The 12,689-nt window shown below is 73.5% G+C and carries 11 protein-coding genes and 1 riboswitch; of the genes, 2 read left to right on the forward strand and 9 right to left on the reverse strand.

Annotated elements, in window-relative coordinates:
• Positions 1-67: 67 nt before the first annotated feature.
• The 8 genes from ACFW47_RS12235 to ACFW47_RS12270 all read right to left on the reverse strand — a co-directional run bounded on the left by ACFW47_RS12235 (position 68) and on the right by ACFW47_RS12270 (position 10,203).
• Positions 68-790, reverse strand: coding sequence for a transglycosylase family protein (locus tag ACFW47_RS12235; protein ID WP_386281169.1), 723 nt, complete (start codon positions 788-790; stop codon positions 68-70).
• A 3-nt stretch (positions 791-793) separates the two neighbouring features.
• Positions 794-960, reverse strand: a riboswitch (cyclic di-AMP (ydaO/yuaA leader).
• A gap of 183 nt (positions 961-1,143) precedes the next feature.
• Positions 1,144-2,217 carry a transglycosylase family protein gene (locus tag ACFW47_RS12240; protein ID WP_386305715.1) on the reverse strand — a complete coding sequence of 358 codons (1,074 nt, stop codon included), beginning with the start codon at positions 2,215-2,217 and terminating at the stop codon, positions 1,144-1,146.
• A 147-nt stretch (positions 2,218-2,364) separates the two neighbouring features.
• Complete coding sequence (locus ACFW47_RS12245) at positions 2,365-3,672, reverse strand: cytochrome P450 (protein WP_386281165.1); 1,308 nt, start codon at positions 3,670-3,672, stop codon at positions 2,365-2,367.
• Positions 3,669-4,655, reverse strand: coding sequence for a nucleoside triphosphate pyrophosphohydrolase (locus tag ACFW47_RS12250; protein ID WP_386281163.1), 987 nt, complete (start codon positions 4,653-4,655; stop codon positions 3,669-3,671). The genes ACFW47_RS12245 and ACFW47_RS12250 overlap by 4 nt, the downstream gene beginning before the upstream one ends.
• 100 nt (positions 4,656-4,755) lie before the next feature.
• Complete coding sequence (locus ACFW47_RS12255; RefSeq protein WP_386281161.1) at positions 4,756-5,403, reverse strand: SurA N-terminal domain-containing protein; 648 nt, start codon at positions 5,401-5,403, stop codon at positions 4,756-4,758.
• Between the two features lie 145 nt (positions 5,404-5,548).
• On the reverse strand, positions 5,549-7,039 hold the full coding sequence (gene pkaE, locus ACFW47_RS12260; protein WP_386281267.1) for a serine/threonine protein kinase PkaE: 1,491 nt from the start codon (positions 7,037-7,039) through the stop codon (positions 5,549-5,551).
• A gap of 38 nt (positions 7,040-7,077) precedes the next feature.
• Positions 7,078-7,779 (reverse strand): hypothetical protein, encoded by a 702-nt coding sequence (locus tag ACFW47_RS12265; protein WP_386305717.1) that lies wholly within the window; start codon positions 7,777-7,779, stop codon positions 7,078-7,080.
• A gap of 132 nt (positions 7,780-7,911) precedes the next feature.
• On the reverse strand, positions 7,912-10,203 hold the full coding sequence (locus ACFW47_RS12270; protein WP_386281157.1) for an N-6 DNA methylase: 2,292 nt from the start codon (positions 10,201-10,203) through the stop codon (positions 7,912-7,914).
• A gap of 150 nt (positions 10,204-10,353) precedes the next feature.
• Here ACFW47_RS12270 and ACFW47_RS12275 point away from each other — a divergent pair, with 150 nt between their 5' ends.
• Both ACFW47_RS12275 and ACFW47_RS12280 read left to right on the forward strand, forming a co-directional pair.
• Entirely contained in the window at positions 10,354-10,836 is a 483-nt protein-coding gene (locus ACFW47_RS12275) for a hypothetical protein (RefSeq protein WP_386305719.1), read from the forward strand.
• Positions 10,837-10,933: 97 nt separating this feature from the next.
• On the forward strand, positions 10,934-11,833 hold the full coding sequence (locus ACFW47_RS12280; RefSeq protein WP_386305720.1) for a hypothetical protein: 900 nt from the start codon (positions 10,934-10,936) through the stop codon (positions 11,831-11,833).
• 40 nt (positions 11,834-11,873) lie between these two features.
• Here the strand turns inward: ACFW47_RS12280 and ACFW47_RS12285 are convergent, their stop codons facing one another.
• Positions 11,874-12,617, reverse strand: a complete 744-nt coding sequence (locus tag ACFW47_RS12285) for an N-acetyltransferase (protein ID WP_386305722.1) — start codon at positions 12,615-12,617, stop codon at positions 11,874-11,876.
• Between the last annotated feature and the right edge of the window lie 72 nt (positions 12,618-12,689).

A 12,689-nucleotide genomic window follows, 5' to 3' on the forward strand; every position in this document is an offset into this window, starting at 1 on the left:
GGCGTGAAAAACCCGCCCCGGTGCGTACGGGGGAACACGCACCGGGGCGGGAGCAGGGGGCCGCCGCTTACTTCAGGTGCAGCTGCTGGCCCGGGTAGATCAGGTCGGCGTCGTCGACGATGTCGTCGTTCAGCTTGAACAGCTTCGCCCAGCCGCCCTCGACGTCGTGCTCCTCGGCGATCGAGCTGAGGGTGTCACCCTTGACGACCTTGTACTCGCCGTCGCCCTTCTCGACCTTCTTGCCGGTCGGGGTGGTGACGGTCTTCTTCTCGGCGGGCTTCTCGGCCTTCGGCTCGGCGGCCGGGCGCTCGTCGGAGCGGGAGGCCTTCTGCTCGGTGGAGCGCTCGGCGGTGGAGCCGCTGTCCTGGCTCTGCGAGGAGCCGCTGTCCTGGCTCTCGGAGCCGCCGCCGGTGTACGCGGCGTTCGACAGGCCGGTGCCGCAGACCGGCCAGGCACCCTTGCCCTGGCCCGCGAGCACCTTCTCGGCGATCTCGATCTGCTGCGCCTTGGTCGCCTGGTCGGCGGTCGCGGCGTACTGCGTGCCGCCGTAGCCGGCCCAGGTGGAGGCGGAGAACTGCAGGCCGCCGTAGTAACCGTTGCCCGTGTTGATGGACCAGTTGCCGCCGGACTCGCACTGCGCGACGGCGTCCCACTCGGACGCGGTGGCGGCGGAGGCGTTGCCGGCCGCCATCAGCGGGGCGGCGACGGCGGCACCGGTGACACCGGCGACGGCGACGATACGGGTGGCCTTGGACGGGCGGCGGTGCTTGCCCTTGCCGGAAAACAGCATGGTTGATCCCCTCACCGACGCCTGCGAGGTGAGCTGTCGGGTTCGGGCCGGTTGAGTTGCCCGGCCGGGTTCCTCGCGGAACTCGGCTTCACCCCTAGCCGCTCCGGCTCAACTGCCCGGTGCGGCACCTACCTTGGGTCCCCCGCTCCTGCCTGCGGCGCTCGAAGCGACGACTGTTCCCGTACGGCCGCTGGCAGGATTCGGCGTTGCGGCAGCCGGGGCCCGCGGTGGCGAGCGGTCATGACCGTAGACACGCGCTCCGCGGTTTTTCAAAGACGATCACGGCTTCTGAGACCTATCTCTCACGAGATCCAAAACGGACATACAGCCTCTAACCGTGACGTGAACTCCCCCTACTTTTCGCCCGATTCGCCCGTGACCGTGAGCGTCTGACCGGGCAGGATGTGGTCCGGGTCGGACCCGACGACGTCCTTGTTGCCGGCGTAGAGCGAACGCCACCCGCCGTCGAGCTCAAGGGAGTCGGCGATGCCCCAGAGACTGTCGCCGGAACGGACCGTGTACGAGCCGTCCACGGCCTCCCGGGCCTCACCCTCACCGCGCGAGGCGTGCCGGCCCGAAGAGGCGTCCGCACGGTCGTCCGCGCGGCCGCTCGTCGCGCTCTCGTCGGCACTGTCACCACGGTGCCGCCCCGCACCCGACTCCCCACCACCGGCGGCCGCCGAAGAACCGTCACTCTGCCCCACCTTGTCCGTTTCATCGGTCTTGGTGGTACCGGTGGACGAGCTGCCGGATTCCTGCGGGTCGGCACTTGCCGCCGAGCCGGATTCGGCCGATGCGCCCGTCTTGGGCGTTTCGCCCTCATCGGTCGACGAAGGGTCAGAAGTCGGCGAAGGAGACGACGAAGGCGACGCCCCGGCGGCCGGGTCGGACGCCTCGCCCGAAGCCGTCGAGCCGGACGTGCCCGTAGACCCGGACGGGTCGGCCGTGCCGGACGGGTCACTCGTCTCCGGAGCGGTGGGCGCCTGCGAGGGGTCCGCGGTCCCCGGCGAGCCGTCCCCGGCCGAACCCGTGGCGCCGTCCACGATCCCCGAGTCGTTGCCCAGTCCCGCGAGCAGACCACAGGTCGGCCAGGCGGCGATGCCCTGGTCCGCGTGTATCTTCTCGGCGATTCTTATCTGCTGGGAGCGGCTGGCCTGGTCGGCGCTCCGCGCGTACTCGAGGCCGCCGTACCGCTCCCAGGCCTCCTGGGAGATCTGGAGGCCGCCGTAGTACCCGTTGCCGCTGTTCTGGCTCCAGGCTCCGCCGGTCTCGCACTCGGCGACCCGGTCCCAGTTCGCGCCGTCGGCCGCGTGGGCGCCGGTGGCGCCGAGGAGGGGGATCGCGATGGCGGAGCCGGTCACTCCGGCGGCGACGACCAGGGCGGGGGCCTGGCGGGGGCGACGGTGACGACCGTTCCCGGAGAGCATGCGACGACCTTTCACGAGACAGCGGGGACCGCGCGGCGGTAATGCTCAGGCCACGTTGATCCGTGAACGTATAGGCAGATGATCGCTTGTCACAAGTTCATGCCGCGCAGATCACGTGAAGATCACAAAGTTGAGCGCGTGTCACTTTTACTTCGGGGGCGGACCATGACCCGCCGATGTTGCAACGGGTGTGAAGGACACGGGCAAGGTGCGCAGACCTCGCATGATGAGCCCGCCGCGCCAGCGCAGTTCCTCCGGCTCCGCGGCGAGCCGGAGGTCCGGGAGGCGGGTGAGGAGCGTGGCGAGCGCGGTCTGTCCCTCCAGCCGGGCGAGCGGGGCCCCGAGGCAGTAGTGGATGCCGTGGCCGTACCCCAGGTGCTGGCTGTCCCGGCGGGCGAGGTCGAGGGTGTCCGGGTCCGTGAAGCGCTCCGGGTCCCGGTCGGCGGCGGCCAGGACGACGAGGACGGGGTCGCCGGGCGCGATGTCCTGCCCGCCGAGGGAGAGAGGCCGGGTGGCGAAGCGCCAGGTGGCCATCTCCACCGGGCCGTCGTAGCGCAGGAGTTCCTCGACGCCGGTCTCCAGCAGCGCACGCTCGCCGGCGGCGAGGGACCTCTGCAGGCGGTCCCGCTGCTCGGGGTGGGTGAGCAGGGCGTACGTGCCGTTGCCGATCAGGTTGACGGTGGTCTCGAAGCCGGCGAAGAGCAGGATGAAGGCCATCGCCGCGGCCTCGTTCTCGGTGAGGTGCTCGCCGTGGTCGGAGGCGCGGATCAGGCCGGAGATCAGGTCCTCGCCGGGGCCGGGCTGGGCCGGCAGCGCGGCACGCTTGCGGTGGATGAGGTCGGCGAGGTAGCCCCGCATCTTCTTCACCGACCGCGCGACCCCGCCCCGGGGTCCTCCCCCGTGACGGATCATCATGCCCGCCCAGTCCCGGAAGTCGTCCTGGTCCTCACGGGGGACGCCGAGCAGGTCGCAGATGGCGTAGATGGGCAGCGGGAAGGCGAACTCGTGGATCAGGTCGGCGCTCCCGGTCTGCGCGAACCGGTCGATGAGGTCGTCCGCCAGCTCCTGCACCCGGGGCGCGAACTCGGCGACCCGGCGGGGCGTGAACGCCTTGCTGACCAGCCTGCGCAGCCGGGTGTGGTCCGGCGGGTCGATGTTCAGCAGGTGGGTCATCAGCTCGGCCTTCCGCTCCCCCGGAATGCCGGTCTTGCCCTTGGCGTGCGCGGGCTCGTCGTGGTGGGCCGGGTTCTTGGACAGCCGCGGGTCGGCGAGCGCCTGCCTGGCGTCCGCGTACCGGGTGACCAGCCAGGCCTCCACTCCGCTGGGCAGCCGGGTGCGGTGCACCGGGGCGTGCTCGCGCAGCCAGGCGTAGGCGGGGTACGGGTCGGCGGCGAACTCCCAGGTGAACAGCTCGGGTCCCGGGGCCGGGGCGGGGACGGGTGCCGGGCCGGTCATGCCTCGACCTCCCTGATCGCGTCCCGGTAGGCCCGGGCCGCCGCTCTCAGGGCCGCCTCGGGGTCCGTGCCCTCTGCTTCGGCGCGGGCGGCCAGGGCGAGCAGTTCGTAGCCGACGCCCTCGCCGGAGGGCAGGGGGACCGGGAGGCCCGCGGAACGGACCCGGGAGGCGAGCTTGGCGGCGAGGGCCAGGCCGGGCTGGCCGAGGGGGACGCCGTCGGTGACCGAGGCGCGCTGCTTCTCGTCCGCCTTGGTGCGCAGCCAGTGCTCCCTGACCTCTTCGGGGGTGGTCGCCGTGGCGTCGCCGAAGACGTGCGGGTGGCGGTGGACGAGCTTGTCGACGATGGTCGCGGCCACGTCGTCGACGGAGAACGGGGCTTCGAGGTCCTCCTCGGCGATACGGGCGTGGAAGACGACCTGGAGGAGCACGTCGCCCAGTTCCTCGCGGAGCTCGTCGCGGTCGCCGTCCTCGATCGCTTCGACGAGTTCGTACGCCTCCTCGATCGCGTACTTGGCCAGGCCCTTGTGGGTGCGCTGCGAGGACCACGGGCACTCGACGCGGATGCGGTCCATGACCTGGACGAGGTCGAGCAGGCGGGCGCCGGGGAGGTCGTAGGAGGCCGGGAGCAGTTCCAGGTCCGGCATGGAGACGCGGCCGGAGCCCGCGAGGCGGGCCAGCCCGTCGGTGAGGGCGGGCTCGCCCTCACCGGTGGCGACGACGACCACGGTGTGCCCGCCGGCGCAGGCGGTGACCAGCTCCTCGGCGGCCGGGGCGGCCTCGTCGACCCGTATGCCGGCCTCGCGCAGGTACGGCAGCTGCGGGTGCGCGCCGTCGGCGCACAGCACGCGGTCGGCGGTGCGCAGGGCCTGCCAGGCGGGCCAGGACAGCAGGCCGGGGGCGACGCGGTGGCTGGTGGTGAGCAGGACGATGCGGCCGGGGTCGGGAGCGGTGCCGGAGGTGGTGTCGGCGCTGGTTGCGTTCACCTTCAGAACGTAACGCACGAGGCCGGTGGCCCCCCGAGTTGTCCACAGGGGGCCGGGCCGGCTTGTCCACAAGGGTCGCGGGTGGTGTCCCGCAGGACCGTTACGCCGTCTGCCGGGTCTGTGACGCCGTGATCTCCCGGACCCACGGGGTCTCGGTGTCGACGCGGCTGCTCTTCTGGACGTCCCAGTCGCCGTAGCGCGGGTTCAGGTCGATGTCGAGCTGGTCGGACGCCTTCGCCAGGGCCTGCCAGAACTCGGGCCGGCTGGTGTCGGTGCCGAGGCTCTCGGCGAGCTTCTGGGCCTCCAGCTGGACGCGGAGATTGTCGTCCAGGCGGTCGGGGGCCACGCCGTACTGCTGCAGCCAGAGCGTCTCGAGCTGCTCGGGGCCGCCGGCCTGCTCCTCCAGGCCCCCGCGCAGCTCCTGGACCTCCTTGCGGCTGACGGTCACGCCCGCGTCCTCGGCGGCCCGGTGCAGCACCCGGTCGAGGACCATGCCGTGCAGGGTGTCGCGGGTGAGGCTGCCGGTCCTGGCGAGGACCTGCTGGTACTGGGCGTCGTCGGGGACGGCGGCCCGCTGTGCCTCGCGCACCTCGTCGACCCGGTTCTCCAGCTGGGCGACGGTGATCCGCTGGTCGCCGACCACGGCGGCGGCTCCCGGGTGCGCGTCGCTGCCGCACGCGGTGAGCAGGGGCGCCGCGGCGGCGATCGCGGCGGTGAACAGGAGCGCGGTGCGACGGCGGCGGTGCAAGGGAACCTCCCGAGGAGATTGTGCGACGGTGCACAAAGTCTTGCGATGATCGATGGTAGGCAGTGGTCCGGCTCTGGCCAACCCATTCGACCAACGATTCACCGGGACTTCCGGCACCGCCGCGCCCCGGCCGGGGTGGTGGCCGTCAGCCGCGTACCTGGCCGAGCCACTGCAGGGTGCGCCGGATCTCCGCCGCGAGCGGGTGGCCGGGGCCGTGCAGGTGCTCCACGTCATGCAGCAGCCGGCCCAGCGTCTCGTGGGCGGCGGCGCGGTCGCCGAGGGCGAGGAGCAGGTGGCCGATGCGGCGGCGGACGTCGTGGGCGAGGTCGGGGTCGCCGGCGACGTACTGGTTCTCGTAGTACGGCAGCAGCACCCGGTACTCGGCGAGGGCGGCGGCCGGTTCGCCGAGCTGTTCCAGGCACTGGGCGGCGTCGTAGCGGTGACGCAGGGACTGGGGGTCGGCCTGGCCGGCCTCGGCGGCACGCTCGTCGGCGAGGCGGCGCAGCTCGGGCAGGGCGCGCCGGTACTGGCCGTCGTCCATGAGGGTGGCCGCGTACTGCTTGCGCAGGGTGCGCACGACCGGGGAACGCTCGCCGTGCTGTTCGGCGGCGGCGGGCAGGATCGCGCCGAGGATGTCGACGGCCTGGGTGATGCGGCCCTCGCCGAGGAGGCGTTTGACGTCGTCCACGGCGCGGGCGACGTCCGGCTTGCCGGCCTCGGCGGCCGGCGGGGCGGGGGCGGGCCGGGGCGCGGGGGTGCGGGCCCGGTCGGGCCAGGGCGCGTGCGGGCGTACGAAGGGGCGGGTGGGGTCGAGGGGACCGCCGGTGGGCATGGAGCGCGCGGGCAGCAGCAGGGCCAGGTGCTCGTAGACCTCCTGGGCGGAGGCGGGGCGGTGCTGCGGATCCTTGGCGAGCAGGCGCAGGACCAGGGTTTCGAGCGCCTCGGGGACCTCGGGGCGGATGCGGCGCACGGGCAGCGGCGGCTCGTACAGGTGCCGGTGGAGCACGCCGAGTGCGGTCGATCCCGCGAAGGGGACGTCTCCGCTGAGCAGTTCGTGCAGGAGTACGCCGAGTGCGTACAGGTCGGTGTACGGACCGACGGCGCCGCCCATCGCCTGTTCGGGCGCCATGTAGGCGGGCGAGCCGATGGGGGTGCCGGTGTGGGTGAGGCGGGTGGTGTCGGCGTCCATGACGGAGGCGACGCCGAGGTCGAGGACGGTGACGGTGCCGTCCTGCTTCACCATCACGTTGCGCGGCTTGAGGTCGCGGTGGACGATCGGCACGGCGTGCACGGCGCTCAGTACGGCGCACAGCTGCGCGGCCACGGCGACCGCCCACTGCCAGGGGTAGGGGTCGTTCTCGGCGAGGTGGTCGGAGAGGTCGGCGCCGTCGACGTACTGCATGACGAGGAACAGCTCCTCGCCCTCGCTGCCCGCGTCGTGCACGGTGACCAGACCGGGGTGGTCGACCTGTGCGGTCACCCGGCACTCCCGCACGAAGCGGCGCCGCAGTTCGTCGGCCTCCTGGCCGGCCACCTTGTCGGGGCGCAGCAGCTTCACCGCCACGCGCCGGTCCAGGCGCCCGTCGTAGGCCGTCCAGACCTGTCCCATGCCGCCCTGCCCGATGAGCGTGGACAGCTCGTACCGGCCGGCGACGACGCGTCCGGTCGCCACGGTCACCTTCCGCCCTCGTGGCTGCCACCGCCGCGGCCGTCGCCCGTGCCGTCGTGCTTGCGCAGGTAGTCGCTGAGCTCGTCGAGCTCGGCACGGACCTGGTCGATGCGGGCGGGGGCGGGGTGCTGGGGAGGCGGCGTGGGGGCGGGCGGCTGCGGCACGGGGGTGCGGGCCACCGCCGGTCCGGGCACGGGCGGCTGAGGCACGGGTGTCTGGACCCCGGGGGGAGCGTGCCGTGGGTCCGGGCGCAGCGGGGACTGCGACGGGTACGTGGGCGGGTACGGGCCGACGGCGGGCTGCGTCTGGGCGTAGTGCGGACCGGGGACGGCGTACGGCTGGTGGCCGGGGTACGACTGCGGGCCGGGGAACGGCGGCCGCGCGGCGTGCAGGCGTATGTCGGCCACCAGGAAGTGCGCGCTGGCCGCCGCTCCGATCAGCAGCAGGGCGGCCATCGCGACGTCCCCCCGGCGGTCGGTCTCCGGCAGGGAGCCGACCACGGCGAGGCAGCCGATGGACGCCGGAAGGCTCAGCCACGCCAGCGTCCAGTCGAGCCGGCTGCCGCGCAGCACGGCGATCCGGAACAGGGGGACGCAGGAGAGCAGACCGCAGGTGAGAAAGCCGGCGGCGGCGAACAGCACGCGCAGGGAGGTGACGTTGGCCGCGCCGCGGGAGGGCGGCGGCCCGGCGGCGCCGTTGCCATACATGACTGCTCCTGGACCATGATGCCGTGCCGAACGGGCGAACGGGTTGTTCGGCGTGAAAGTCCGAGCGTATAGGCCGGGGCCGACAGTGGTCCCCGGTTGTACCGAACCGTTGCCGTACCGATCACCGCCAGGTCATGGCCCGGGTGCCACCGACCCGTCCGTCAGCCCGTCGTACATCCCCCGTACGAGCTGCTCGCCGAGGCGGCCCGCGAGCCTGAGCGCGCGCTCGAACTCGTCGAGGGCGCGGAACCGTTCGCCGTAGCGCAGCTGGGCGTCGAGCGGGAGCCGGGGCAGCTGGAGGCGGCGGACGTCGAGGCGGGTGGCGGTGGAGGCGTAGCTGCTGGCCTGGCGGTTGTTGGCGGTGCCGCGCAGGAACCCGGCGAGGAACCACGGGTCCAGCGCGGCGGGGTCGGGGCGCAGGAGGACCAGGTTGCGGCCCAGGGCGGCGCCGGCGGTGGCGGCGTCGATCACACGGGCGACGGAGCCGCCGCCGAGGACCGGGACGACGACGTCGCCGCGTTCGGTCAGCACGGGTTCCTCGTCGCTCTCCGGGAGGGTGCCCGAGGGGGTGGTGCCGGCGAGTACGTCGTGGTCGGTGAGGACGGGCACGCGCGCGTGCCCGCCGTTCGTGCCGGTGCGCAGCAGCAGGGCGCCGCCGCGGGCGAGTTCGCCGACGGTGGTGAGCGGCCAGCGGGGCGCGGGCGGCGCGGTGCCGGGCTGCGGGATGCCGGCGGGCGCGGGGGTGAGGTCGGTGGCCAGGCGCAGGGTCTCGCCGAGGCGTTCGCGTACGTCCGTGAGCCGTCCGGGGCCGTCGGCGGCGGGGGGCGGCAGGTGGCGGGCGGGGGCCAGGTCGACGTCGTCGTCGAGGAGTTCGATGACGGGCAGGGACCGGGCCAGGCCGGGCCGTTCCCCGAGGCGGCCGGTGCGGTCGAACTCCCGCCAGGTGTCGAGGGCGGCGCCCCTGACGGCCCGCCAGTCCGGTCCGCGCCCCTCGCCGGTGTACTGCCCGACGTCGGCGAGCAGCACCTCGGGCCGCGCGGGCGCCTTCCCGGGGCGGCGCAGCACCCACAGGTGGAGCGGGATGCTGTACGGCGGTGCGGCGCCGGCCGGCAGGGCGATCACGGCCCGCAGCGCGCCCCGGCGCAGCAGGTCGGCGCGGATGCGGCGGCCGGAGCGGCGGGAGGCGGCGGCGGGCGGCATGAGCAGGACGGCGGTGCCCTCGTCGCGCAGGCGGGCGAGGGCGTGCTGCACCCAGGCCAGCTCGGACTCGGTGCGGGCCGGGAAGCCGTACTCCCAGCGGGCGTCGTAGGCGAGTTCGTCGTGTCCCCAGTTGCGTTCGTTGAACGGCGGGTGGCACAGGACGGCGTCGGCGCGCAGGCCGGGGAAGGCGTCCGCGCGCAGGGTGTCGCCGGCGGCGGCGCGGACGGTGGCCCGGGTGTGCAGGGCGAGCCGGAGCGCGGTGAGGGCGGCGAGGTCGGGGGCGCTGTCCTGGGCGTGGAGGCACAGGCCGTCGTGCGCGCCGCGGGGGACGGGGCCGCCGGGTGCGGCGGCGCGCAGGAGGGCGCCGGTGCCGCAGGCGGGGTCGAGGACGGCGCGGGCGGGGCCGGCCAGTTCGGCCATGAGGCCGGCCAGTTCGGCGGGGGTGAGCGTGTACTGGCGGGGATTGGCGTCGAGGTGCCGGCCGAGCAGGAACTCGAACGCCTGCCGGGCGCCGAGTTCGGCGGCGAGTTCGGCGGTGCCGCGCAGGAGGGGGGCGGAGGCGAGGGCGGCGGGGCCGGTGAGGTTCTGGAGGGCGGGGGTGTTGACGGCGCCCCCCGTGTGAACGCCGGGGGTCGCACGGTCGCCGGTGGCTGGGTTCACAGCGGGAGCAGTGGGCACGGCGGGCACAGCCGGCGCGGCGGCCGACGTGCCGGTCGGCATCCCGGTCGGCGTCCCTGCGGGGGAGGTCGCGGCCGTCCGCCCGCCGGGGTTGCGGCGTCCCGGGCGGACCGTGCCGAAGCGCGGGGTCAGCACCTGGTCCAGCGCCTCGGGAAGCATCGCGGCGAGCCGTTCGTCGGAGCCGGCGCCGACCTCCAGCCAGAGGGTGGGGCGGTCGTGGATGAGCAGCAGGACGCAGCCGGCGTGGGTGAGTGCGGTGACCGGCCCTTCCGGGTGGCCGACGACTTGCTGCCAGACCCGCTCCCGCAGCGGGACCTCGGCGAGTTTGCCGTGGGCGCGCAGCCAGCCCTCCACCTCGGCGAGGGCGAAGGAGGGGCTGGTCTCGGTGCCGCCGACCGGCTTGGGGAAGTCGGCGTGGCGGCGGCGCCAGTTGCTCACGGCGGCCCGGCCGACGCCGGCGAGCCGCGCGATTCCGGCAGCGGTCACTTCAGTCGCGTTGTCCTGCACCGGCGCGGCTCCCCTCGTCACATGTGTGGCGCCGAGCATACCGAGACAGCACACCGACCCGATTCACGGCGTGTACGCGGACATTCGCGTGTACGTGGTTGACTCGGTTCACGAGCTCTGGTCTTATTGACCTCGGCAACAGGCAGCCGTCAAGGGATGGCGGTTGCCGCACCGGGAGGGGACACAGTCATGGGCATGAAGACCAAGGTCGCGCTGGGCGCCGTCGTGGGGCTCGTCGTCATCGGGGCGGTCTCGGCGAACTCCGGCGACGGGGGCGGCGAGGCCAAGAGCGACAACCGGACCTCCGCCGGCGCCGAGGAGAAGCCCGGCGGCACCGGGGGCGACGGCGCGTCCGACGCGAAGCCGGCCGAGGACAAGGCCGCCGAGAAGGCGTCCCAGGCAGACCGGTTCAAGGCGTTCGTGGAGAAGAACGGAACGCCGTCGGAGAAGGAGGCCGTCGCCCACGTCACCAAGGTGCAGGGCGCCGAGGAGCAGAACGACGTCCTCGACACCGCCGACGTCTACACCGACTTCACCGGCGGCATCATGGGCGAGGGCATGGGCCCGGCCAAGCTCATCGCCTCGGCGTTCGCCGACTGGAAGCAGAGCGAGAACGGCCTCGTGACCGTCTACGATGCCGACGGCGAGCTGCTCGGCAACGGCAACTTCTGAGCCCCGGTCCGCGCCCGCCGCACTGTTCACGGTTCACAGCACGACATTCACCAGTTCGTCCTTCACCGCTCGCTGGGATTCCTGGGGGGACTCCGCCATGCGCCGGCACCTGCGCCGCTCCACGTTCACCGCTCTCTTCCTCACCGCGGTGGCCACCGCGAGTCTCACCGGATGCCAGTCCGGCCAGGACGGCTTCGGGAGGGCCGACGGGCCCGACGGAACCGGAGCCGCTGCGTCCGCCTCCGGACCGGCTTCCGGGCAGAAGGCGGACGCGGACAAGAACGCGGACCCGGAGAAGTCACCGTCGGCCTCGGCTTCCGCGTCCGCGGAGCCGTTCGCCGGTCTGAGCGCCGACGAGATCTCCGACCGCGCCCTCGAGGCCACCACCGGAGCCCGCTCGCTGCGCGTGACCGGCGACGTCCCAGACGAGGAGAGCGGCGGCACGATACGGATCGACCTCGCCCTGGACCGCGAGGGCGAGTGCGCGGGCACCATGAGCATGGACGGCCAGGGCCAGGCCGAGCTCATCAAGACCGGCGACGCGGTCTACATGAAGTACGACGAGCGGTTCCTGCGGGCGCAGAGCAAGGGCGAGCCGCAGGCGGACACGGAGGCCCTCGTGTCGCTGCTGGCCGGCCGGTGGACCAAGATGTCCGCCACCGGTCCGGACGCGAAGGACATGACGAGCTTCTGCGACCTGGACACGATGCTGGACGGCACGGACGGCGACGCCGACGACAGCGATCCGGTGCTGACCCGCGGCGAGGCCACCACCGTCGACGGCACGCCCGTGCTCGTCCTGTGGGAGACGGACGGCGCGGACCGCAGCAAGCTCTACATCGCCTCCGAGGGCAAGCCCTACCTGGTGCGCTTCGAGAGCAAGTCCGAGAACGACGCCGGCACCCTCACCTTCGGCGACTACGACGAGCCGGTGCCCGCCGACGCCCCCACCGGGGACGTCATCGACCTGGAGGCGATGAACGGGCGCAACGCCTGAGCGACGTACGGCACCCGCCGCGAACGCCCCGGCTCGGGAGTCAGAGCGGGTGCCGCATCCACACGTTGGGCTCCACGTACACCGCGTAGCCACGCTCCGGTTCACAGCGCACCGGCACGAGGGCGCCGGGGACCTCGACGTCCCCGGCGGTGTCGAAGGGCAGGCCCGTCCAGTCCCGCCACTGGCCGAGGGAGCCCGAGACGGTCATGGAGGCCGGGGCCACGGAGTCGACGGTGGCCCCGGCCCGCGCGTGGACGCGCAGCCAGGGGTCGTGGGGCAGGCCGTCCGGGCGCAGGCGGCGGGCGTACTCCTCGATGGACGCGCGGGGTTCGAGGTGCTTGGCGCTGGGCCGGACGGGGGCGACGACCTCGCAAAAGCCCCGGGTGCGGGCGTTGTCGCGCATCGCGGCGAGCATCCTGCCGGACAGGCCGCGCCCCTGCGCGTGCGGGGCGACGGTGACGGAGACGGCGCTGACGGTGTCGGGCCGCACCCCGCGGCGCAGGTCGCCGAAGGCCCAGACGAGCACCTCGGCCCAGCCCCGGGCGGGCAGCGTGCCACGCCCCTCGGCGTGCAGGGCGAACGGCACGCTGTGGCCGTGGGCGACGACCTCGCCGTGCTCGTCCTCGGCGAACTGCACGTACTGAGGAAACTCGACCGCGATGCGCGGATAGTGGGCGTTGCCCGAGAGGTCCTCGACGGCGAACGCGGGCCAGCTGTCGGCCATCTCCCGGACCCGGTCCAGCATCTCCGGGCGCTCGGCGAGGCTCGAAACCCTCAGCTCCATGTCTTCGGCTCCATGGCGTCACCGTAGACAGCCGGACACGCGGCAGGACAGCGGTTTTCTCCGGACCGACGA

The organism is Streptomyces sp. NPDC058796, from assembly GCF_042745235.1.
In the GTDB taxonomy this organism is placed as follows: Bacteria; Actinomycetota; Actinomycetes; order Streptomycetales; family Streptomycetaceae; genus Streptomyces.

Coding starts and splice junctions, on each gene's coding strand:
- ACFW47_RS12240 (WP_386305715.1), bottom strand. CDS start 2,217: ATGCTCTCCGGGAACGGTCGTCACCGTCGCCCCCGCCAGGCCCCCGCC.
- ACFW47_RS12265 (WP_386305717.1), bottom strand. CDS start 7,779: ATGTATGGCAACGGCGCCGCCGGGCCGCCGCCCTCCCGCGGCGCGGCC.
- ACFW47_RS12235 (WP_386281169.1), bottom strand. CDS start 790: ATGCTGTTTTCCGGCAAGGGCAAGCACCGCCGCCCGTCCAAGGCCACC.
- ACFW47_RS12275 (WP_386305719.1), top strand. CDS start 10,354: ATGGGCATGAAGACCAAGGTCGCGCTGGGCGCCGTCGTGGGGCTCGTC.
- ACFW47_RS12280 (WP_386305720.1), top strand. CDS start 10,934: ATGCGCCGGCACCTGCGCCGCTCCACGTTCACCGCTCTCTTCCTCACC.
- ACFW47_RS12245 (WP_386281165.1), bottom strand. CDS start 3,672: ATGACCGGCCCGGCACCCGTCCCCGCCCCGGCCCCGGGACCCGAGCTG.
- ACFW47_RS12270 (WP_386281157.1), bottom strand. CDS start 10,203: ATGCTCGGCGCCACACATGTGACGAGGGGAGCCGCGCCGGTGCAGGAC.
- ACFW47_RS12285 (WP_386305722.1), bottom strand. CDS start 12,617: ATGGAGCTGAGGGTTTCGAGCCTCGCCGAGCGCCCGGAGATGCTGGAC.